The following is a 22838-nucleotide window of genomic DNA, read 5'->3' on the forward strand; positions in this document are numbered from 1 at the left end:
TGCCATTGCTATGGCGGTGCATTTGACTACACGATTCATGATTGCCTTTCCGGCCTGTATCAGCCGCATTAGCGATTAACGCTTGACCTGCGCCGATTACTCCGAAAGCCGCGACGTGCGCGCCGTGGACACCTCACAAAGCGGTATCGCGGCCGAGCTACCGAGAAAAGTTCTATCACCGCGTTCTCGGGGCAACCGCCTTTCTTAGGAGTATGGGGAGACAGGCTTTGCCAACAAAGCCACCCGCACTACACGCGCGGCGTGCGCGGCAGATGCCCCATTTCAGCACGTCGTCCGGAAACGAGGTTATGCGCAGGTTGCCGACATCCATTCTGATCAACCCGCCAAATTGCCGATCGCTCACAATGACTAAAGATTTGCTCACGCATGGACGCCGCGCGAATCGGCAATCAGGATGTTTCGACGCTCCCGCCGATACCATCTCAACGATCTTGGGGCGCGAATGAACGCCACTCTTGTGTCCTTCGCACAAACACCTGCAGATGAAAACCCGCCGGCCCCCGTCCGGCAGCACCGACGTGCGACCGCGACCTTGGAGGCAACAGATGGCAGTAGCTGTTGGCACAAGCGAACCGACAGACGACGTCCTGGAATCCGAGCTCGCGCCGGCCCCCCGCGCGCCGCACTCCTCGGGGCTCCTGCGAGGGCTCGCCCGCCTGGCCGGCGCCCTGTCCCGCGAGACCGTGTGCCTGCTGACCGCCGTGGCCGTGACCGGCTGGGCGCCGGCCAACCCGTGCGCGGCCGTCGCGATCACCGTCCTCCTCCAGACCGCGCTGCGCACCGGACGGACTACCGCTCTCGCGAGCGTCCCGCGCTCCCTGGTCGTCGCGCTGAGCGCCCTGATGGTGGAGGCGTGGGCCTGCGCCCCGGCCCCCGCGCCCCCGTCGGCGGCCTGGCTGGCGACCGGCGCCACCTACACCGCCCTCATCTACCTGGTCCACCTCGTACGGCAGGCCGCCACGCACCTGGCCGCCCGGCGGCGCGCCCCCCGCGAGGCCGTCATCCTGTCCAGCGGCGAGCACGGCAGGAAGCTGGCCAGGACCCTCCTCCAGCACCCGGAGTACGGGCTCAAGCCCATCGGCATGATCGGCGACGGCACCGCCACCGACGGCGAACTCCCGCTCCTGGCGACCTACTCCACCTGCGTGAAGACGCTCAGGCAGGCGGCGGTCCGCACGGTCATCGTGGCGGGCCGCCCGCCCATCACCCGGGCGACGCTCCAGCAGATCAGGGACGGCGGCTGCGAGGTCCTGCTGGCTCCCGCCCCGGACGACCTCATCCAGGACTTCGCCCACCGCCCCGGGCAGCAACTGCACAGCCACCCCCTGCTGCCCATGCGGCCGCCCGCGCAACGCCGGCCGTACTGGATCGTGAAGCGCGCCGCGGACGCGGTGCTGGCCGGGATCGCGCTGCTCGTCCTTTCCCCGCTGGTGGGGTTGTGCCTGCTGGGGGCCCGGATCGAAGGCGGCCCCGGCGTGCTCTTCCGCCAGCGGCGGGTGGGCATGGGCGGCCGGCTCTTCGACATGCTGAAGATCCGCACGCTCAAGCCGGCCAGCGCGCACGACTCGGCCACCCGGTGGACGGTGACCGAGGCCCGCCTGAGCGGCCCGTTCGGCGGGTTCCTGCGCAAGACCTCGCTGGACGAGCTGCCCCAGCTCTGGAACGTGATCACCGGCGACATGAGCATCGTGGGCCCCCGGCCGGAGCGGCCGTTCTTCGTCGAGCAGTTCTCGCGGCAGATCGAGCAGTACGACCGGCGGCACCGAGTGCCCGTGGGGATCACCGGCTGGGCGCAGGTTCACGGGCTGCGGGGTGACACCTCGATCGAGGAGCGCGCCCGGCTGGACAACTACTACATCGACGAATGGTCACTGAAGCTGGACGTCAAGATCGTCGCCAGGACCGTCGGCTGCGTGCTGCGGCTGGGCGGCGCGTAGTGCTCGGCCTGGACCCGCGGCCGTCCCCGCCGTCCCCGCCGGCGGCGTCGGCGGCGCCGGGCCGCCCGGCGTGGTCGCGGCCCAGCGTGCTGGCGATGCTCACGGTCGCGCTGGTGTGCGTGCCGCAGCAGCGCGACACGCTCGCGTCCGGCTTCCACGTGACCGCGGCCGACCTGGCCGCGACCGGGCTGGCCGCCGCGGCGGCCGTGAGCGCGCTGCGGAGCCGGCGGCGGCTGCCCCGGCGCGTGTGCGTGCTCGTGCTGCCCGCGGTCGCGGTCGCGCTGGCCACGCTCACGTCCGCGGACGTCCTGGGCAGCCTGCCGGGATTCGTGCGCTACCTCCAGATCTTCGTCGTGGTGCCGCTGGCCGTGGTGATCGCCGTGCGGGACGAGACCGACCGGCGCCTCATCGCGGGCGCCGTGCTCGCCGCCGCCGGAGTGCAGGCGCTGCTCGGCACCTGGCAGGCGTACTCGGGCACCGGCGCCGCCTACGGCAGCGAGAACATCCGGGCGGTCGGCACGTTCGGCGCGGTCGACGTCATGGGCATGGCCACGATCGTCAGCTACGGCACGATCCTGGTGCTCGCTCTCCTGCTGATGGCACGCGGCTGGTGGAAGGCGGCGGCGGCCGTCCCGCTGGCCGTGATGGCGGCGGCGCTGGTGCTGTCGCTCAGCCGCGGCGCGTGGCTGGCCTGCTGCGTGGCCGCGCTGGTCATGGTCCTGCTGTCCGGGTGGCGCACGGTGCTGGCCACCGCGTTCGCCGGGGTGGTCGTGGTCGCCCTGGTGCTCGGCACCGGGTGGGGCTCGGTGACGCTCAAGCAGCGCGTGGCCTCGATCGCCGCCATCTCCGCACAACCGGACCAGTCGGTCAGCGACCGGTACGGCCTCTGGGAGACGGCCGTGGCCATGTGGAAGGACCATCCGTTCCTGGGCGTCGGCCCGCGCGGCTTCGCCGCCTACCGCGACACGTACGCGCCCCTCCAGGTGTCGGGGAGCAGCGACACCGACGATCCGGTGAACGGCTTCCAGCGCCAGGAGCTGCGCTCGCCGCACAACATGTACCTCCTGGTGCTGAGCGAGCAGGGACTGGTCGGGCTGTCGGCGTTCTGCCTGCTGTGGGGGGCGCTCATCGTCTGGACGGTCCGGCGGGGCAGGAAGGCCGCCCTGGTCGCGGCCGGGTTCCTGGCCTGGCAGCTCACCGACTTCGGCTACGCCGACATCGGCGGCGCCCCGACCGTGGTCATGTCGGTCATGCTGGGCCTGGTCATGTCCTGGGCGATCACCCATGACGAGGTGTCGGCGGCATGACTCCGCCGGCCGTCCCGAAACCGGCCACCCCGAAACCGGCCACTCCGAAACCGTCCGCCCCGCGACCGTCCGCCCCGCGACCGTCCGCCCTCGAACCGGACACACAGCGCGGTCACGCCCCGCTCGCCCGGGCCACGACGGTGACCATGGTCCTGGTCATCGCCGGCACCGTGACCGGGTTCGCCCGCGACCTCCTGGTGGCGGGCGTCTTCGGCGCCAGCGCGAGCACCGACGCGTTCATGATCGCCTGGACGGTGCCGGAGACCGCCGCGCCCCTGCTCATCGAGGGCGCGCTGTCCTTCCTGCTCATCCCCTACTTCAGCCGCGCGGTCGCGGACGGCAGGCCGCTGCGCGAGGTCGTGTGGGCCGCCCTGCCCAAGGTCCTGCTGGCGCTGGTGCTGCTGACTGCCGTCACGGCCGCGGCCGCGCCGCTGATCACGCGGGCGCTGGCCCCCGGCATGCCGGACCACTCCCTGGCCGCCCGCTGCATGCAGGTCACCGCGCTGACCGTGCTGGGCTTCGGCCTGGCCGGGTACGGCAGTGCCGCGTTGCGCACCCACAAGGTCTTCGGCCCGCCCGCCGCCATCTACCTGGCCTACAACGCGGCCATCATCGCCGCCATCGCCCTCGGCCACAGCGCCTGGGGGATCGTCTCCGTCGCGTACGGCGTGGCCGCCGGCGGCCTGGCCATGGTCCTGATCCTCGCCCCCTCGGTCGTGCGCCGGATCGGACCTCCCCTCCGGGGCGGCGCCGCCCTGTCCATCTCGTGGACCGTCTTCGCCCCGATCGCCGCCTTCACCCTGATCCGCCAGGCCCAGGTGTTCGTCGAGCGGTTCGTCGCCTCCTCGCTGCCCACCGGCTCGATCTCCTACCTCAACTACGCCCAGAAGATCGCCCAGGTGCCGATGGTGGCCTCGCTGATCGTCGCCACGGTCTCCTTCCCGGTGCTGGCCCGCGCGATCGCCGCGCGCGACGACGAGACCGCCGCCCGGCGGGTGCTCGGCGACATGCGGGTGGCCGCCGCGCTGGTCCTGTTCGCCACCGCCTTCCTCGTCGCCCACGCCCCGGACGTGGTGCGGCTGCTGCTCGAGCACGGCGCCTTCACCGCCGGGGACACGGAGGAGACCGCGTGGAGCATGCGGCTGTACTGCCTGGGGCTGCTGGGCCAGGTCGCCGTGGGCGTCCTGTGCCGCGTGTACTTCTGCGCGCAGCAGCCCATGTGGTACCCGGCCGCCGTCATGGTCGCCGGTCTCGTGCTGACCGCCGTCGCGGCGCCACTGCTGGTGCCGGCGCTCGGCGTGGGCGGGGTCGCGCTGGCCAACGCCGCCGGCATCACCCTGACCGGGGCGCTCCTGCTGACCGGTCTGCGCGCGCCGCTCCTGGTGCTGCCCAAGCGTGCGCTCATGTTCTCGCTCGGGCGGCTCACGCTGGCCGCCGCGCTCGCGACCGGCGCCTGCTTCGCGGTGCGGCCGGCCGTACCGGATCTGCCGGTGCTCGTCCTCGTGCCCTTGGAGGCGGCGGGCACGGCGGCGGCCTTCGTGATCGCGGCGCTGCTCGTCGGCGCCAAACGGGATCTCAGCGCGGCGCTGAGGCTACGCGAGGAAGGAGCGTGATGTGAGCGCCACCAAGCAGCAAGTGCTGATGTATCACTCCATCGACCACTTCGAGGAGGATCCCTACCTCATCACGGTCAAGCCCCAGCGCTTCGCCGCGCAGATGAGGTGGCTGAGCCGCCGCGGGCTGCGCGGGGTGTCCATGCGCGACCTGCTCGACGCCCAGCGCTCCGGTACGGCGGGCAGACTCGTCGGCCTCACCTTCGACGACGGGTACGCCGACTTCGTCACCCATGCGCTGCCGGTGCTGCTCCGGCACGGGTTCACCGGCACGGTGTTCGCGGTCACCGGGCGGCTCGGCGGGGACAACGCCTGGGACCCCCTGGGCCCGCGCAAGCCGCTGATGACGGCCGAGCAGCTGCGGGAGGTCGCCGCCCACGGCATGGAGATCGGCTCCCACACGCTGACCCACGCCTCGCTGGCCGGCGCCCCGGCCGCCGACGTGCGGCACCAGGTCGAAGCCAGCCGGATCGAGCTGGAGGGCATCCTCGGCCGGCCGGTCACGGGCCTGGCCTACCCCTACGGCCACGCCGACGACGAGGCGGTCGAGGCCGTGCGCGCCGCCGGGTACGGCTACGCCTGCGGCATCAGGCCGCACGCGGCCGGCCCCCACAACCTGCCCCGCACCCATGTGGGCGAGCGGGACAACCCGCTCCGCCTGCACGCCAAGCGCGCCCTCCACCGCTGGACGTGGGGGCGGGGCCGGTGAAGGTGCTGCACGTCATCACCGGCCTGGAGGCGGGCGGCGCGGAACGCCAGCTGCGTGACCTGGTCGCACACCACCGGGTCACGGCGGAGGTGGCCGCCCTGACGAAACCGGGGCTGATCAGCCAGGCCATCGAGTCTCTGGGCGTGCCCGTTCACCACCTCGGTATGACGGGCAACCGGGACCTGCGCGTGCTCATGCCCCTCTGGCGGCTGATCCGGGCGGGCGGCTACGACGTGGTTCACACCCACCTGTTCCGGGCCGGTCTCTACGGGCGTCTGCTCGCCCGGCTGGCCAGGGTGCCCGCGATCGTGGCCAGCGAGCACTCCATCGGCGAGCACCGGCTGGAGGGACGCCCCATCACCGGACCGGTCCGCTCGCTGGCCCGCGCCGGCGAACGGCTCGGGCACATGACCATCGCGGTCTCGTCGGCCACAGCCCGGCGGCTGGAACGCTGGGGCGTGCCGCCCAGCCGGATCGAGGTGATCGCCAACGGCATCGACCCGGCGGCCTTCCGCTTCGACCCCGAGGTACGGCGGACCACCCGGGCCCGGCTCACCATCCCGCCCCACCTCACGGTCGTCGGCGGCGTCGGCCGGCTGGAGCCGGGCAAGCGGTTCGACGTCCTGATCGACGCCCTCGCAGCCGTCCCGGACACCGTCCTGCTGCTGGTGGGCGACGGTCCGGAACGCGCCAACCTGGTGGCGCGCGCCCGCAGGCTCGGGGTCGCGCAGCGCATGATCCTCACCGGGCAGTCCAGCCAGGTGCCCGCCCTCCTGTCGGCCATGGACGTCTTCGCCGCCCCCTCGCAGGAGGAGACGTTCGGGCTCGCCGTCGTCGAGGCGCTGGCCTGCGGGCTGCCCGTGCTGTACAGCGCGTGCCCGGCGCTGGCCGAGCTGCCGCCGGGCGCCGCGCCGGGCGCCCGATGCGTGCCCTCGGCGGCTGACGCCTACAGCCAGGCCGTCCGCGAGCTCGCGGGCACCGGCCACGAGCGGCTCGCGCCGCCGCACGCCGTCACCCACTACGGCATCGACCAGCACGTCAACCGCATCGAGGCGCTCTACACGCGCCTCCACGAGCAGAGGTCCCGGTCACAAGGCATCACGCCCGCATGGGGAGAGCAACGATGACATTCATCCGTCAGATAGCCGCTGCCGTCCAGCAGTGGTGGCCGCAAGGCTGCGCCGTCATTCTGGGCATCTGCGCAGGACTGCTGTACACCGCGCTGACCGAGCGGATCTACACGGCCCAGGCGTACGTGGTCGTGGTCGCCAACGACCAGTCCACCATCGACCACACGACGAACTTCGCCCAGGCGTTCACCCGGATCGCCACCCAGCCCGGCATCATGACCGAGGCGCTGCGCCCGAACCTGCCGGCCAAGACCGTCGGCCAGCTTCAGCGCGAGGTCCGTGTCTCGGCCTCCCCCGACGCCCCTCTGATCAGCCTGACCGCCTCCGCGCCCCAGGCCGCGCAGGCCGCCGGCCAGGCCAACGCCCACGCGCAGGCGCTCATCGCCTACGCCGCCGCCCATGCGGCCGACACCGGCGTCAGGATCGCCAGCCTCTCGCAGGCCGCGCCGCCCGAGGAGCCGTCGGGACCCGACCAGCTCCTCAACATGGGGGTCGGCGGCGCCGCCGGTCTCCTCGTGGGCGGCCTCTTCTATCTCGTCTCCCCGCCCCGCCGCCGCGCCGACGAGGGCACCCGCGACGAGCCGGCCGCCCGCGCCCGCGAACGTTCACGCAAGCGCCCGGTCCAGGCATGAAGGCCGGCATCCGCCAGCCGGTCACCGGCTGGGAACGCATCGCCCCCGGCGACCTGCCGGCGCTGAAGCCCGCGTGGAACGACCTCTACGACCGCTGCGCCACCGCGACGCCGTTCCAGTCCCACGCCTGGATCACCTCCTGGTGGCAGCGGTACGGCGGGCGCAACGACCTGCGCGTGCTGGTGCTGCGCGGCGACGACCGCCTCCTGGCGGCGCTCCCCCTCATGCGCTCCCACCTGTGGGGGTGCCGGGTCCTGCGCCCCTTGGGCACCGGCCTGTCCGACTACACCGACATGCTCGTCGACGACGAGCACGCCGGCACGCTCCTGCCCGAGGCCACCCGGGCGCTCCTGCGCACGCCCGGCTGGGACGTGCTCGACTTCCCCGAGGTACGGCCCGGCGCCGCCGTGGAGTCGTTGCACCGCTGCTGGCCGGATCGCCGGTGGCTCATGACCGCCTCGGACTGCCTCTACATGCCGGCCATGCCGCTGGAGGAGCTGATCGCGACCATGGGCGCCCGGACGGCCGGGAAGCTCCGCCGTACCCTGCGCAGGTCCGGCAGCCTGGACCTGCGCATCACCACGGTCCACCCCGAGCAGGTGCCGGCCGCCATCGACGACCTGCTGCGCCTGCACGCCATGCAGTGGTCCGGCCGGGCCATCAACAAGGAACACCTGCGGCCGAGGTTCCGCCGGCACCTCGTCCAGTCCGCGACCGAGCTGATCGCCACCGGGCAGGCGGCGCTGACGGAGTTCCGGGTCGGCGACCGGCTCGTGGCCTCCGACTTCTGCCTCGTCGGCGGAGACTTCACCGGCGGCTACCTCTACGGCGCCGACCCCTGGCTGCGCACCCGCGTGGACACCTTCGCCATGGTCATCCAGCAGTCCCTCCGCCGAGCGCACGAGCGCGGCCTGCGCACGGTGAGCCTGCTGCGCGGGAACGAACCCCACAAGGCGAAATGGGGCGCGACAGCCGTCGCCAACCAGCGCGTGATCCTGGGCAGGACGCGCCGGGCCGCCGCCTACGCCGCCGCCGTCAGCGCGCGCATCCGCGCCGCGCGGGCGCTCAAGGAACACTTCCCCTCCGTCGCCGGCGCCCCGTCCCGGCCAGAGCAGTGAGAGACCCGACCATGCCGCTGTCCGTCCTGCACGTCAGCATGCCCGTGGAAGCGGGCGTGGCCGCGTACGTGAGCGCCGCGGTGGCCGACCAGGTACGGCGGGGCTGGCGGGTGACCGTGGCGGCCCCGCCGCACGGGCCCCTGCGCGACCGGCTCGCCGCGCTCGGCGTCACGCACCTCGCCTGGGAGGCGGCCCGTTCGCCCGGGGTGAGCGCCATCGGCGAGGCCGTCGCGCTGCGCCGGATCGTGCGCCACGTCGATCCCGACGTCGTCCACCTCCACTCGGCTAAGGCCGGCCTGGTGGGACGGCTGGTCCTGCGCGGCCGCCGGCCCACCGTCTACCAGCCCCACGGCTGGTCCTGGCTGGCCTGCCAAGGGGCGATGACCAGGGCCGCGATCGCGTGGGAGCGCCTGGCGGCCCGCTGGACGGCGGCGGTCGTGTGCGTCGGGGACGGCGAAGCGGACGCGGGCCGGGCTCAGGGGCTGTCCGCGAGGGTCGTCCGCAACGGCGTCGACCTGGAGCGCTTCGTGCCCGCGGACGAGGACGACCGGCTCCGGGCGCGCGCCGCGCTCGGGCTTCCCGAGCATGGACGGCTGGCGCTGTGCGTGGGCCGGGTCACCCGGCAGAAGGGCCAGGACACCTTGCTGCGGGCCTGGCCGCGGGTGCTGGGCACCTGTCCCGACGCGCTGCTGGTGCTCGTGGGCGACGGGGAGCTCCGGGCCGAGCTGGAGGACGAGGCTCCGGCCGGGGTGCTGTTCGCCGGTGCGCGGGCCGACGTGCGGCCGTGGTACGCCGCCTGTGACGTGGTCGTCATGCCGTCGCGCTGGGAAGGGCTGCCGTTGACGGCGCTGGAGGCCATGGCCTGCGCGCGTCCGGTGGTGGCCTTCGACGTTCCCGGGTTGCGCGAGGTCGTCAGCGAGGAGAGCGGGGCCCTGGTCACGGCCGGGGACCTCGACGGGCTGACGCACGCGCTGGCCGTACGTCTGCTGGACCCTTCGCTCGCCTGGCGGGAAGGGCAGCTCGCGGCGCTGGGGAGCAAGGAGTTCGACGCGCGCGCCACCATGGAGGCGCTGGCGCGGCTGACGGCCGAGGTGGCCGGGCGGGGATAGCCCGCCCGGCCACCACCCGTCAGCTCATCCAGTCGTCGTCACTGGCCGGGATGGCCGGCGGCATCACCGTGGGACTCGGGATGTCCAGCGGCACGGGAGGCAGCTCCACCAGCGGCACGGACGGCGGCGGCGGTGTTCCGGCGATGAGCGCCAGCAGGCTCTGCAGCACGCCGGTCACCACGCTCAGCAGACCGCCTTCCACGCTGACCAGCGTCGCGGGCGGCGACGGGACCACCGTGCCCGCGTCCTGCGGAAGGCCACCGGCCAGCGGGAGTCCGGGGGCGGGCAGCGACGCGGACGGTGCCGCAACCGGCAGACTGGCCGATGGGGCCGGAACCGGCAGGCTCGCCGACGGCGCGGGCACCGGAGCCGACGGCAGGCTGGCCGACGGGGCCGGAACCGGCAGACTGGCCGAAGGCGCAGGCACCGGAGCCGACGGCAAGGTCGCCGAGGGCGCGGCCACCGGCAGACTGGCCGAAGGCGCGGGCACCGGCAGGCTCGCCGACGGCGCGGGCACCGGAGCCGAGGGCAGCGACGCCGAGGGCGCCGGGACCGGCAGGCTCGCGGACGGCGCCGGGACCGGAGCCGAGGGCAGGGTCGCCGAGGGCGCGGCCACCGGCAGGCTCGCCGAGGGAGCCGGGACCGGAGCCGACGGCAGGCTGGCCGACGGGGCCGGGACCGGCAGGCTCGCCGAAGGCGCGGGCACCGGAGCCGAGGGCAGCGACGCCGAAGGGGCCGGGACCGGGGCGGACGGCAGTGACGCCGAGGGCAGCGGGACCGGCGCCGAGGGCGACGGCAGCGGCGGGTCGGTGGCCTTCGGCAGGGTGCCGGGCAGCATCTGGCGCAGGGCGGTGCGGTAGCCGTCCGCCGAGCGCGGGTTGGCCGCGCACTGCCACACCCCGTGCGGGCAGTAGTCGGACAGCGAGTGGTAGACGACGTTGTGCTTGCCGATCCAGTCGAGCATCCCGCGGACGTACTGCGGCCGGTCGCCGTACCGGAACAGCCCCCACTCGGGGAAGGACATCGGCTTGCCGTGCGCGGCGGCGAAGTCGGCGTGATGCTGCAGCCCATAAGGCTGAGAGACGTAGTCGCGGAACCCGTCGGCAGGCGGCTGGTCGTAGCTGTCGAGGCCGATGATGTCGACGACGTCGTCACCCGGGTAGCACTGGGTCCACGGAATGGCGTCGCGGCCGCGGGCGGCCGTGAAGTCGAAGCGGAACTTCTGCCCGGGGACCGCGCGCATGGCGGTCACGATCCGGCGCCAGTACGTCTTCCACGCGACGGGGTCCGGCGCGCAACGGCTGGAGTAGGTGGTGCCGTTCATCTCCCAGCCGAGGACGATGATCGAGTCGCCGGCTCCTTCGGCGACCAGGCGGTCGGCGAGCTGGCGAAAGGTGAGGTCGAAGGCGCCGTTCGCGCCCGCGTTGAGCAGGACGGCGACGGACGGGTCGGAGAGCCCGCCCTCGTTGGGCGCCACCATGGGCACGTTGATGGCCAGGACCCGGCCCGGCTTCTCGGCGCGCCAGCGCGTCCAGGGTTTGAGGATGAAATCGGGCCCCAGGAAGGCCGCCCAGGTTTCGCCAGGAATGTAGGTGCGGCCGACGGTGACGTCGCGGCCGAGCCAGCGCTCGAATTCCGCCAGCCGGGTGGTGCCTCGCCCGTCCGAGCCCGTGAATACGCCGAGCGCGGCTTTCTCTATGACGTTAGCGCGGAGCTTGGGCCCGGCCACCGCTACAGGTTGCGCGGCGACGGCCACCACCACCAGAAAGCCCGCCCCCAGCGCGCCCCAGACCCGAAGCCCAAGGAACTTGTGCCTTCTCATACAGCTAACTCACCATTCCTATGGATCACTGCTTTTCTGGGTTCCTCCATTCCCACTCACACCTTTGGTGGAACATAAAATCCTCATCAAACCTTTGAGACACATGTACTGAATGTCCGGATTGGGGATATAGGCCATGATTTACCCCCTAACCCTTCCTCGTTGAAGGACGACAAATAGCTAATCCATGGAAAAGGGCTTGGTAACGTCATGATATGAAAGACCGGTGAATGACCTGCCTATCGACCCCCGGGCGCCGGCTTTGCTCGTGCGCATGGACAGCAATCCATTTCACCATGGCACGCTTGCCGCCATCCGGACGCTTGGTCGCGTCGATATCGAGGTGCACGCGATTCTCGCCCGTCCGTACGGCCCCGCCGTACGGACGAAGTACCTGGCCGGTTGCACCGATTGGACCACGACCGGCGCGGACGCGGACACCTTTCTGCATACGGTACTTTCCGCGGCCGACCGCATCGGCGAAACCCCGGTTCTGCTGCCGATGGACGACATCACCGCCATCCACATCGCCCGGCACTCCCACGCCCTCGCGACCAGGTTCCGCATTTCCACGCCCCCGAGCGAGCTTCCGTCCCGGCTCGCCGACAAAGGGGAGCTGGCCACGATCTGCAGGAAGCTGGGCGTGCCGCACCCCGACACCCTGGTCATGGAGACGCCCGCCGATCTGGCCGAGGCCGAACGCGCATACGGCTACCCGATGATCGCCAAGTGGGCGAAGCCCTGGCTGGTCACCCGCGGCCGCAGTACCACCCTCGTGCACACGGCCGAGCAGCTCAGGACCCTCGCCGACCAGGCCAGGGGGCAGCCGAGCGAGCTCCTCCTCCAGCGGTACATCCCTCCCGCTCCTTCCGCAGACTGGTTCTTTCACGGATATTTCAGGAAAGACGCCACGTGCGGCTTCTCGGGCAGCGGGCGAAAAGAGCGGGCCTATCCCCCGGCGGCGGGAATCACCACCCTCGGCCGCTGGCTGGACAATCCCGACATCGAGCAGAAGGCCACGACGCTCGCCCGCTCCCTCGGTTACGCGGGCATCCTTGACCTGGATTTCCGATACCACGCGGGCGACGGCCAATATTATCTGCTCGACTTCAATCCCCGCGTCGGCGCGCAGTTCCGCCTGTTCGCCGGCTCGACCCGGATCGATGTCATCCGCGCCGCTTATCTGGACCTCACCGGCCAGCCTCTCGCGCCGGGCGCACCACAGTATGGCCGCACCTATCTGGTGGAAAACTACGACCTCCTCAGAAAGCTGGCCGGGGGGTCGTCCGGCGGCGGCTGGCTGGCCGCGACGCGGCATTCAGATGAGCTGGCGTGGTATGCGCGTGACGACCTCCGGCCGTTCGCCGGGATGGTCGGGCACACCTTTCTCCGCGCGCTCAGGGGACGCCGGGCCTGACCGGTCCCGCGTCCGTAGAACGAGAGGAATTCATGCAAGAGGAAACGCTCGATGTCGCTGTCGTCGGGGCGGGTCCGTACGGGCTCTCGGTAGCCGCATACGCGATCAGCGCAGGGCTCGGCACCCGCGTCTTCGGCACCCCGATGAACGCCTGGGACCGGCACATGCCCCAGGGCATGCTGCTCAAGTCCGAACCGTTCGCCTCCCACCTCGCCGACCCCCGGGAGGATCTCACGCTCGCCGCATACTGCGCGGAGCGCGATTTCCCCTATGCCTATGCGCAGCCGACCCCGGTGGAACGATTCGTCGATTACGGCCGCTGGTTCTGCGAGCAGGCGGTCGGCGACCGTATCACCCCTGCCGACGTCGCGAGCATCGACAAAAACGACGACGGGCTTTTCCAGCTCATTCTGGCGACCGGCGAGCGCATTCTGGCGCGCACGGTCGTGCTGGCCGTCGGGTTCCTGCCCTTCGCCCGTGTGCCCGCGACGCTGGCCTCGCTTCCCTCGTCCGTTCTCGCGCACAGCTGCCAGGTCCACGACCCGCGCCGGTACGCGGGCAAGGCGGTGGCGGTGATCGGGGCCGGGCAGTCGGCCATCGAGACGGCCGTCCTGCTCCGCGAGGCCGGGGCGGAACCGCACCTGATCGCGCGCGCCCCGCAACTGCTGTGGAACACCACCCCCGTCCCCGAGCGCTCGGTGCTCGCCCGCTGCCTGGCCCCGCAGTCGGGCCTCGGCACCGGCTGGCGGTCCTGGCTGTGGTCGGAGCGGCCCGCGCTCTTCCGTCACCTGCCCGCCCCGCTCCGCCGGCGCATCGTGCGGACCACGCTCGGCCCGGCGGGCTCGTGGTGGCTCCGTGAGCGCTTCACCGGCATCCCCACCAGCCTCGGCGCCCGCCTGCGCCGGGCGACGGCCGTGGACGGCGCGGACCTGACCCTCCAGGACGAGTCCGGCGACCCGTTCAGCCTGCACGCCGACCACGTCATCGCCGCCACCGGCTACGTCGTGGACGTGCGCAGGTTCGCCGTGCTCGCCCCCGAGGTGCGCACCGCCCTGCGGCACCTGCGGTACGCGCCCGTGCTGAGCAAGACCTTCGAGTCCTCGGTCGCCGGGCTGTTCATCGTCGGACTCGCCGCCGCGCCCACGTTCGGGCCGGTCATGCGGTTCGTGCACGGCTCCAGGTTCGCCGCTGCGACGCTCGTCCCCGGTCTGGTCGCCAGGATCGCCGACGGCCGGAAGGCCGGCTCGGGCGACCTTCAGCACAGCGGTGAGCCCTCATGCCGCTGAGCCCTCGCCGCTGGGCCCGCCCTGTGGTCGCGGGGCTCCTCGCCGCGGGCCTGTGCGCCCTCCCCTGCGGGGCGTTCGCCTCCGCCGGGCCCAAGGTGGTCGTCACCGCGCCGTTCATGACGGAGGAGGCGCCGTACGTGCCCCTTCCCGGCCCGGTGGACGTGCGGCAGAAGAGCCCGAGCGCACGGTCGATGACGCTGGTCGACGGCGGCGACATGACCGTCACCGTGCCTCCGGGCAGGGGGTTCGTCAGCCGCTGAATCGGGCGGCGGGGCCGGTACGGCTCCGCCGCCCCGGCACTTGGCATGGCCGTGCTGATTGCTGAATTGCCCTTGGTTTTCAACCGGCGGCACCTGCGGGCACCTTCTCCGAGACGCTTTTCACGAGACAGGTGCCATGAGGTTCACGTTCATCATCGGCGGGGCGCTGCTGGCGTTCACGTTCGCCCCCGCCACCGCCTACGCGCTCACGGAGTGCGCGTCCTGCCGGGAGTCGGCGGGGCTGCCGCCGGGCCAGGTGGCGGCGGACGCGGCCCTCGCCATGCTCGGCGTCCCCTACGCGTGGGGCGGCGGCGACGTCACCGGCCCGACGCTCGGAACCGGGCGTGGGAGGCGGACCAAGGGCTTCGACTGCGCCGGCCTCACCGAGTACGCCTGGGCCAGGGCGGGCCTCAGCATCGGCTCCAGCACGTATACGCAGTGGCGGTCGGGATCCAGAATTCCCCGCCACCGCGTCCAGGCGGGCGACCTGGCCTTCTACGAGACCAATGCCAAGCGGCGCGGCCCGGACCACGTCGGGCTGACCATCAATGGCGAGCAGATGGTCGTCGCGCCTTTCACCGGCGCGGTCGTGCGCATCGAGAACATCGACCGGCGGGGTTACGCCGGAATCATCCGCCCGGCGGGCGCCGACGACCGGCGGGGGATGTAGCACATGAAAATTGCCCCCGGCCCGGCTCCTCGGGAGTAGAGAGCCGGACCGGGGGCAACGTTTCGTCCAAGTGAGGGAGAGTGCCCGTCTACCGCTCACCCGTCCTGCGCCGCGACGACATCAGACGTGTCCCCGCGAGGTGTCCGCTCGGCTGCCGGCGCGCTCCGCAATCATTGCGAGCGCACCGGCGGCTCGCGAACGCAGACCCACCATGGTGGGATTTCAGCCGTCCTTGCCCTCAACATCGGTGATGCTGGTGTTGTTGGTCAGGAGGTTCAGGTTGATCCGCTCCAGGTGCGCGATCGTCAGGACGTCGACCTCGTTGTTGTTGAGGGCGTGGTTGAGCACCGGAATGACGATGGACGCCGGGCTGTGAGAGTTGCCGACGTTGTCGTCGCCGCCCTTCTCCCAGGTGGCCGCGGATGCCGCGGTGGACGAGGCGGCCAGGAAAGCCCCTGCGGCGAGCGCACCGATGACAATGCGACGAAGCATGTTTACTTCCTCCAGTGTACGAATGGAATTTCGTGTGACGCCGCCTATTGATTTCGGCAGCCGCACCACACATGACTACCTTGCCGCGCCACGCAGACTAGTTGCCACCATTCCCTGCCGCGTTAAAGTCAAAGACCGTTCTGGATTCCTTGACATTGCAGATAAAACCCATGGGGAGTAATCTGCGTTTCTCAGCTCGGCCAAAGGAAAATGAACTGGCCCGCCACGAATCCCGATAAATCCGGGCAATCCGCCTTGACCGCTTCTCACACCGGAGAAGCAGATCTGTCTTCCACGAACAGCAACCGGTTCGGCGACTCGCCACGAAGACCGGATATGACGTTCTTCGTGGACTCCTCCGCCAGCCGGGCGGCGATATCCGCGGGAGTGGACCCGGGCCGTCCCGCCAGCATCAGCGCCACGGCCCCCGCCACGTGCGGAGCGGCCATCGACGTCCCGCTGACCGTGAAACTCGACTCGTCATCGGTGATCCAGGCCGACGGTATCGCCGCCCCCGGCGCGAACAGGTCCACACAACGCCCGTCGTTGGAGAACGGCGCCCGCTCGTCGGCGTCCGTGCTCGCGCCCACCGTGATCGCCTCCGCCACCCCGGAGGGCGAGGCGTCGCAGGCGTCGCGCCCCTGGTTTCCCGCGGACACCACGTACGGCAGGCCCGTCGCGACCGAACTGCGCACCGCCCGGTCGATGGCCCGGCTCTTGCCCGCCTGCAGGCTGAGGTTCACCACGGCAGGCTCCCTGGCATGCCGGGTCACCCAGTCGATGCCGGCCACGATGTCCGCGGTGGTGCCGAAGCCGGCGCAGTCGAGCACACGCACGGCCACGAGGCCGACGTCCTTGGCCACGCCGTACGTGCGCCCGCCGAGGATGCCGGCCACGTGTGTCCCGTGCCCGTAGCAGTCGTCGGCGACCAGGTCGTCGTCCAGGGCGTCATAGCCGTGGCCGGCCCGGCCGCCGAACTCGGAGTGCGTGACGCGCAGCCCGCTGTCGAGGACGTAGGCGGTCACCCCGGAGGCGCTGCCCCCGCGCAGCGCCACGTCGTCCAGGGGCAGGTTCCGCTGGTTGACCCGGTCCAGCCCCCACGGGGTCGCCTGGGGGCTGAAGACCTGGTTCCGCTCGACCATCGCCACCCGTGGGTTGGCCGCGAGCCTGGCCGCCTGATCCGCGCTCATGGCGACCGAGAACCCGCGCAGCGCGGAGGCGTAAACATGGTGGACCCGCCCGCCGTACCGGCCGGTCATCGCCTCGGCCCGCGCCTCGGCGCCCGCGACGTCACCGTCCGGCGGGCGGCGCAGGGCCACGACGTACGTCCCGGCCGCGGAAGCCGCAGCCGAGACGCCCGCCGCGGCCGGGACGTATGTCGCGGCCGTCGCGTATGTCGTGAGCGGGACCTTCGTCCCGGCCGGGACGTATGTCGCGGCCGGGGCGTTTGTCATGGCCGCTGCCGGCGCGGGGGGCGGCGCGATGGCGGACCCCAGGCAGAAGGTCAGCCAGACGGCGGGAACCGCGGTCCACCTCATGTCACTCCCCTCTTCCCGGCGGGTGCCGGGGTCAGCGCTGGCGCACCGGGACGGTCAGCCCGCAGGCCGGACGCTCCGGCTGATCGGCGCACGCGCCCGTGCCGTCGCCGGACCAGCGCGTGCGCACCTGGCGGTTGCCCAGGTCCTTGCGCTTGGTGACGAAACGCAGGCGGAACTCCCGGGTGTCACCCGGCTTCAGCTCGCCCTGCCAGGTGAGCGTGGTGTCGGTGCGGGACGTGGGGGCCGGGTGCACCCTGCGGTGCCTGGCGTCGTCGAGCACGTCCTGCAGGTCCACCGTCAGTGTGTACGGCTCGGCCGTACGACCGGTGTTGGCGATCGCCGTGTGGAGGGTCAGTCCCTCGCCCGCCTTGGCGGCTCCGCGGGGGGTGGCCGCGTGCCTGACCTTGAGGGCTGCCGCGCCGTCCAGGCTGATGGGATGGTCCTCGACCTCGCCGCTGGCCGCCCAGCCGGTCGGAGCCGCCAGCTCAGCCTCGGTGTCGGCCAGCCGCAGGCGCATCCACGACTCCCCGGCGGTCGCGTCCTCGTGCCCCGGCCACGAAAGCCGCACCTGGGACGAACCCGGCGAGACCGCCGCCGACGCCCGCTCGTCGTTCTGGAACTTGCCATCCCTGTCGAAGTCGACCCACCCGGCGAGTACGGCCGGCCGTACCGTCTTGACGGGCACGGAGAGCTGCATCGGACGTCGCCCGTCCACGGCGCCGGCGGCCGGGAGCCAGCCCGCGGCGTCGTCGGTGTCGTCGGCGAGGCGGCGCGGGAACGAGCTCACCGTCGTGGAGTGGTCGGCGGTGGCCCGGGAGCCGATCGACAGGTCGGAGACCGTGTGGGAGGCCGCGCCGTAGGAGTCCGGGGCGTCGGAGCCGTCCTCTTCGAACGTGACGCGGAAGACGCCCCACATGAAGGCGTCGCCCGCGGCCATGATCCGGCGGACGTTGCGGGCGCGCACCTGCATGGTGAACGTGGAGATCATGCCGTTGATCTGGGCGGTGCCGCACATGTAGACGACGCCGCAGGTGGGCTCGCGCCGGGGTCCCCCGAGGTTCGCGGGGATGATGGCCTGGTCGCCGACCTTGAATCCGGGGAAGCCGGCGATGTTGGTGAACGTCGGGTCGGAGGGGGCGCCGCCGACCAGGCGCAGGCCGGTCCAGAACTCCTCCTGGTTGCCCGAGGCGTCCTCGGTGGCGCCGCCGGTGCCCGCGACGTGCAGGCGGGGGTTGCGTACCGGGCGGGAGAAGGTGAAGGTCAGCGTCGCGACGTCGCTCCAGCCGTTCGGCCGGACCTTGAAGCCCTCGTACAGGTCGCCGATGCCGGCCACGGCCTTCGCGTTGACCGGGATGAGGTATTCGTCGGCCGGGGCGCCGGGGTTGGCGCCGAGGGTCTCCGCCTTGCCGACCCGGGCGCCGCCGGCGAGCTTCTTCTCGACGGTCATGACGACGCCGGAGGGGGTTGCGCCTTGGGCGCGTTCGGCGGTGTTGGCCATCGTCCAGGTCTGCCCGGTTGGTGCCTGTCGGCTGGCAACCTGCGTCCCCCGGCTCGGTGGGGATATTTCCTGCTCTGCGGCAAGAGCGCTCGACGAACCCAACGCGCTGACTAGCATCGCCGCCGTGACATTGACCACCACTACACGCCGCAGCCTATACAATATTGAAAACATCCTTGATGACCTTCCATCCACGGAGCAGATTCACTACTTTCGCAGGCTGCTGCGGGAGCGAACCCGGATGACGCTCCTGCGAATGAGCAGAGAAAAAGAGCTCCGATACGAGCTTGCGGCCCTCATGCGTGACCACAGGCGTTGACCCACGTCAGTGACCATGGCCAAGCCTGCCCGACGAATCATGCCAGCGTGGATGGCGCCGACAACTGGTTGGCGGCATTTTCACATCAAAGATCTCTTCAGTTTTCCAAGGCGCTGCACATCACTTCGAATGTCCGAAATAGACGAATCGGCCGTAGGAGCCCTGTCAAATTCTGCACTGTAGCACGCGTTCAATGCCACGTTAATCGCGGCGATAAATACGGGCAGTCTGGAGAAATGGTGTCCGGTCAGCGCATAGCCAGCGATGTCGCTTGCGCCTGCCGGCCGGCCTGGAGCCAGTACCACCCGAGGGAGCCGGTGAGCCGCCCGGCCAGCCCGGTCTCGCCCAGGCTCATGGCCGCCTCCAGGGCGCCGCGCACGTTGGCGGTCTCGGCGTCCAGCCTGCCCGCCCAGCGGTGCCGGGCCGGTCCGGTGCGGTACGCTTCGGCGCACTCGGCGAGCTGGGTGTAGTAGGTGGCGTACCACCGCAGGACCCGGTCGTATTCACCGGCCTCGCGCAGCCGCTCCACCCCGTAGGCCGCCACGGACTCCAGCAGCCGATACCTCCCGCCCGAGCGCACCACCAGCGACCGGTCCACCAGACGGGCCAGCAGATCGGCCACGTCGGCCGGATCCAGCTCATCGCCGTTGCCGGTGGCCTGCGCCTTCGCGGCCAGCTCGGCGTCGGCCGCCGTGCCTCCGGGGATCGGCATGGGCACGGCGCAGATCCGCTCGGCGGCCTCCAGCGTGCACCCGCCCACCTGCACGGCCAGGCGGCGCAATACGACCCGTTCCGGGCCGGTCAGCATGTCCCAGCTCCAGTCGATCGCGGCCCTGAGCGTCCGCTGACGCGCGGGGCCGCCCCGCCGCCCGGCCGACAACAGCCGGAACCGGTCATCCAGCCGCTCGGCCAGCGCCCGCACCCCCAACGCCGGCACCCTGGCCGCCGCCAGCTCGAGCGCCAGCGGAATGCCGTCCAGCCGCCGGCAGATCACCGCCACCGCCTCGGCGTCCCCAACCCCGACCACACCACCGTCCCCAACCCCGACCACACCACCGTCACCGGCTGTCAGGGGGTGGCCCGCGTCGGCTGCGCGGAGGGTGAGGAGGCGGGCGGCGGACTCCGCGTCCAAGGGCGGGACCTCGCGGACGATCTCGCCCGCCACCCCGAGCGGTTCCCTGCTGGTGGCGATGATGCGCAGGCCGGGGGCGGCGCCCAGCAGCGATCCGGCCAGCGCGGCCACCTCCTCGACCACGTGCTCGCAGTTGTCGAGGACCAGCAACGCCCGCCGCGTCCCCAGGGCGGCGGCGATCCGCCGGCCGGGTTCGCCCGCGCCCTGGTCCTCTCGTAGCCCCAGCGCGGTGGCCACGGCCTCGGCCACCTGCGGGGACAGGGTCGCGGGCACGGCCGACAGCTCCACCAGGTGCGCGCCGTCGGGGAAGCCGGAGGCCATCCGGTGGGCGGCGGCCAGCGCCAGGCGGCTTTTGCCCACTCCGCCCATGCCGGTCAGCGTCACGAGCCGGGCCGTACCGGGCAGTGCGAGCAGGTCGCGCAGTGCGCCGGAGCGGCCCACGAGGTCGGTCAGCGGCTCCGGCAGCCGTCCGCCCGCGGGCGCGGGCACGTGCGCGGGGCGGCGCAGGGCCGGCCGGTGTTCCAGGATCGCCTGGTGCAGGGCGGCGAGTTCTGGGCCGGGGTCGAGGCCCAGGTCGTCGCGCATGCGCCCGCGGAAGGCGCGGTAGACGTCGAGCGCGTCGGCCTGCCGTCCGGATCGGTAGAGGGCGCGCATCAACAGGCTGTGGAAACCCTCGCGCAGCGGGTGCTGGGCGGCCAGGTCGGTCAGCTCGCCGACCAGCGCGGCGTCCTGGCCGAGGGCGAGCCGGGCGTCGGCGTAGGCTTCGAGGGCGGTCAGCCGTTGTTCCTCCAGGCGGAGCGCGGCCCGCCGGACCAGGGGTTCGCCGGGCAGGTCGGAGAAGTCGGCGAAGGCGGGGCCACGCCACCACGCCAGCGCCTCGGCCAGCAGCGCGGCGCGTTCGGCCGGCTCGGCCACGGACCCGAGTCGCCCGAGCGCCTCCTGGAAGCGGTGCGCGTCGGTGTCGGCGTCGATCAGGTAGCCGGGCGCCCGGGTGGCGAGCAGGGTCCTGGCGCCGGGCTCGGCCTCGTCGAGCGCCCGCCGTAGCTGCGACACCTTGGCCCGCAGCGCCCCGAGCGGATTGCCCGGCCGCTCCGGCCCCCACAAGCCGTCGATGAGCCGCTCCGCGGGCACCACCCGGCCGTTGTGGGCGAGCAGGCCGGCCAGCAACGCCCGGACCTTGCGCTCGGGCACGGCCACGGCGCGGCCATCGGCCGCGATCACCTCGAGCGGCCCCAGGACGGCGAAGCGCATGAACGCCACCCTAAACAGTCCCGAACATATCCATAACGTCCACCCTTGAGCCTGGTCACATGACGACTACCGCTACCCGTGACGGGGTGCGCGCATGGCTGGGGATGGCCGTGCTCGCCCTGGCCACGTTGCTGCTCGCCGTTGACAACACCGTGCTGGTGCTGGCCCTTCCCCATCTGGCCGCCGACCTGGATCCCAGCGCCACCGAGCTGCTGTGGATCACCGACGTGTACAGCTTCATGATCGCCGGGTTCATGGTCACCATGGGGTCGCTCGGCGACCGGATCGGCCGTCGCCGGCTGCTGGTGATCGGCGCGATCCTGTTCGGCGCCGCCTCCGCGCTGGCGGCCTACTCCCCCTCCACCGTGCTGCTCATCGTGGCCAGGGCGCTGCTGGGTGTGGCCGGAGCCGCGATGGGGCCGTCCGCGCTGGCGCTGGCGGCCGGGTTGTTCGCCGACGCCAGGCGGCGGGCCATGGCCATCGGGGTGTTCACCGCCTGCTTCATGGGCGGTGCGGCCCTCGGGCCCGTCGTCGGCGGGGTACTGCTGGAGAACTACTGGTGGGGGTCGGTGTTCCTGCTGGGGGTGCCGATCATGGTCCTGGTGGTGCTGGGCGGGCTCTTCCTGCTGCCGGAGACTCCGGCGCACGGCGCCGCCCGGCCCGACCCGGCCAGCGTGGCGCTGTCGCTGGCGGCGATCCTGCCGACCGTGTACGCGCTGAAGGAACTGGCCAAGGATCCGGGGCAGGCGGTGCCGTACCTCGCGCTCGGGGTGGGCGTGGCGGCGGGCGTGCTGTTCGTCCGGCGGCAGCGGCGGCTGGCCGAGCCGCTGCTGGATCTCGGGCTCTTCGCCAACCGGTCCTTCCGCACCGCGCTGCTGATCCTCGCGCTGGCCATGGTGACGCAGGGCGGCGTCTACCTGTTCGTGAGCCAGCACCTGCAACTGGTCGAGGGGCTGTCGCCGCTGGCCGCAGGGATGTGGATGGCGATCCCGGCGCTCGGCCTGGTCGGCGGGTCGCTCGCGGCGCCGGCCATCGCGAGCGCCTATCGCCCCAGTGTCGTCGTGGGCGCGGGGATGGTGGTGTCGGTCGCCGGGTTCGCGCTGGTGGCGGCGGGCGACGGCCTCGGCGTGCTGATGACGGGCATCACCGTCGCCTTCGTCGGCATGGCGCCCGTGGGCGCGCTCGGGCTCGGCCTCATCGTCGGATCGGCGCCGCGGGAGCGCGCCGGATCGGCCTCCGCGATCGCGGAGAGCAGCGGCGAGTTCGGGATCGCGCTCGGCATCGCGCTCCTCGGCAGCGTCGGCACCGCCGTCTACGGCAGCCTCGCCACCTCGCCCGGGGCGGGCGAGTCGCTCGGCGAGGCGCTCGACACGGCCGCCGGGCTGCGGCCGGGCCCGGCGGCGGCGCTCGTGGCCGAGGCGCAGGCCGCGTTCGGCCAGGGGCTGATCGTGGTCACGCTCCTCAGCGGGGTGATCGCGCTGGTCCTGGCCGTGGCCTCCCTGACCATGCTCCGGCACGTGCGCCCGATCGGCGCGGACGAACACTGACCTGACGCGACCTGACACCGCCGCCGGAGA

The 22838-nt window shown here is 72.1% G+C and carries 18 protein-coding genes; 13 read left to right on the forward strand and 5 right to left on the reverse strand.

Annotated features, from left to right (window positions below; translation table 11 throughout):
- Positions 1–566 precede the first annotated feature (566 nt).
- The 8 genes from FVE25_RS35010 (at position 567) to FVE25_RS35045 (ending at position 9576) form a co-directional block, all read left to right on the forward strand.
- On the forward strand, positions 567–1958 hold the full coding sequence (locus FVE25_RS35010; protein WP_157251471.1) for an exopolysaccharide biosynthesis polyprenyl glycosylphosphotransferase: 1392 nt from the start codon (positions 567–569) through the stop codon (positions 1956–1958).
- Complete coding sequence (locus FVE25_RS35015) at positions 1958–3265, forward strand: O-antigen ligase family protein (RefSeq protein ID WP_157251472.1); 1308 nt, start codon at positions 1958–1960, stop codon at positions 3263–3265. Before FVE25_RS35010 ends, FVE25_RS35015 begins: the two co-directional genes overlap by 1 nt.
- Before the next feature lie 146 nt (positions 3266–3411).
- A complete protein-coding gene (locus FVE25_RS35020) occupies positions 3412–4878 on the forward strand; it encodes a lipid II flippase MurJ (protein ID WP_157251474.1) in 1467 nt (488 codons plus the stop codon).
- 1 nt (position 4879) lies between these two features.
- Complete coding sequence (locus FVE25_RS35025) at positions 4880–5587, forward strand: polysaccharide deacetylase family protein (protein WP_246267896.1); 708 nt, start codon at positions 4880–4882, stop codon at positions 5585–5587.
- Positions 5584–6714 carry a glycosyltransferase gene (locus tag FVE25_RS35030; protein ID WP_157251476.1) on the forward strand — a complete coding sequence of 377 codons (1131 nt, stop codon included), beginning with the start codon at positions 5584–5586 and terminating at the stop codon, positions 6712–6714. Before FVE25_RS35025 ends, FVE25_RS35030 begins: the two co-directional genes overlap by 4 nt.
- Positions 6711–7349, forward strand: a complete 639-nt coding sequence (locus FVE25_RS35035) for a YveK family protein (RefSeq protein ID WP_157251478.1) — start codon at positions 6711–6713, stop codon at positions 7347–7349. The genes FVE25_RS35030 and FVE25_RS35035 overlap by 4 nt, the downstream gene beginning before the upstream one ends.
- Positions 7346–8467: a GNAT family N-acetyltransferase gene (locus FVE25_RS35040; protein WP_157251480.1), complete on the forward strand. Its 1122-nt coding sequence runs from the start codon at positions 7346–7348 to the stop codon at positions 8465–8467. The genes FVE25_RS35035 and FVE25_RS35040 overlap by 4 nt, the downstream gene beginning before the upstream one ends.
- Positions 8468–8478: 11 nt before the next feature.
- A complete protein-coding gene (locus FVE25_RS35045) occupies positions 8479–9576 on the forward strand; it encodes a glycosyltransferase (protein ID WP_157251481.1) in 1098 nt (365 codons plus the stop codon).
- Between the two features lie 19 nt (positions 9577–9595).
- Here FVE25_RS35045 and FVE25_RS35050 read toward each other — a convergent pair whose 3' ends face one another.
- Positions 9596–11398, reverse strand: a complete 1803-nt coding sequence (locus FVE25_RS35050; protein ID WP_157251483.1) for a glycoside hydrolase family 26 protein — start codon at positions 11396–11398, stop codon at positions 9596–9598.
- Between the two features lie 226 nt (positions 11399–11624).
- Here FVE25_RS35050 and FVE25_RS35055 point away from each other — a divergent pair, with 226 nt between their 5' ends.
- The 4 genes from FVE25_RS35055 to FVE25_RS35070 all read left to right on the forward strand — a co-directional run bounded on the left by FVE25_RS35055 (position 11625) and on the right by FVE25_RS35070 (position 15031).
- The gene (locus tag FVE25_RS35055) at positions 11625–12815 is read left to right on the forward strand and encodes a carboxylate--amine ligase (RefSeq protein WP_157251485.1); all 1191 of its coding nucleotides are present in this window, start codon (positions 11625–11627) and stop codon (positions 12813–12815) included.
- A gap of 32 nt (positions 12816–12847) precedes the next feature.
- Entirely contained in the window at positions 12848–14101 is a 1254-nt protein-coding gene (locus tag FVE25_RS35060; RefSeq protein WP_157251487.1) for an NAD(P)-binding domain-containing protein, read from the forward strand.
- Positions 14092–14361: a hypothetical protein gene (locus FVE25_RS35065; RefSeq protein WP_157251488.1), complete on the forward strand. Its 270-nt coding sequence runs from the start codon at positions 14092–14094 to the stop codon at positions 14359–14361. The genes FVE25_RS35060 and FVE25_RS35065 overlap by 10 nt, the downstream gene beginning before the upstream one ends.
- Before the next feature lie 136 nt (positions 14362–14497).
- The gene (locus tag FVE25_RS35070; RefSeq protein ID WP_157251503.1) at positions 14498–15031 is read left to right on the forward strand and encodes a C40 family peptidase; all 534 of its coding nucleotides are present in this window, start codon (positions 14498–14500) and stop codon (positions 15029–15031) included.
- 222 nt (positions 15032–15253) lie between these two features.
- On the opposite strand, the gene FVE25_RS35075 is transcribed toward FVE25_RS35070, so the two are convergent.
- The 4 genes from FVE25_RS35075 to FVE25_RS35090 form a co-directional block, all read right to left on the reverse strand.
- Entirely contained in the window at positions 15254–15523 is a 270-nt protein-coding gene (locus FVE25_RS35075; protein ID WP_157251505.1) for a hypothetical protein, read from the reverse strand.
- A gap of 266 nt (positions 15524–15789) precedes the next feature.
- Positions 15790–17061: a S8 family peptidase gene (locus FVE25_RS35080; protein WP_219825766.1), complete on the reverse strand. Its 1272-nt coding sequence runs from the start codon at positions 17059–17061 to the stop codon at positions 15790–15792.
- A gap of 31 nt (positions 17062–17092) precedes the next feature.
- The gene (locus FVE25_RS35085; RefSeq protein ID WP_157251507.1) at positions 17093–18559 is read right to left on the reverse strand and encodes a GEVED domain-containing protein; all 1467 of its coding nucleotides are present in this window, start codon (positions 18557–18559) and stop codon (positions 17093–17095) included.
- Between the two features lie 566 nt (positions 18560–19125).
- On the reverse strand, positions 19126–21261 hold the full coding sequence (locus FVE25_RS35090) for an AfsR/SARP family transcriptional regulator (protein ID WP_157251509.1): 2136 nt from the start codon (positions 21259–21261) through the stop codon (positions 19126–19128).
- Positions 21262–21320: 59 nt separating this feature from the next.
- On the opposite strand from FVE25_RS35090, the gene FVE25_RS35095 reads away from it, so the two are divergent.
- Positions 21321–22808, forward strand: a complete 1488-nt coding sequence (locus FVE25_RS35095; protein ID WP_157251511.1) for an MFS transporter — start codon at positions 21321–21323, stop codon at positions 22806–22808.
- The last annotated feature ends 30 nt before the right edge of the window (positions 22809–22838 follow it).

Source organism: Nonomuraea typhae (genome assembly GCF_009760925.1).
Classification (GTDB): Bacteria; Actinomycetota; Actinomycetes; order Streptosporangiales; family Streptosporangiaceae; genus Nonomuraea; species Nonomuraea typhae.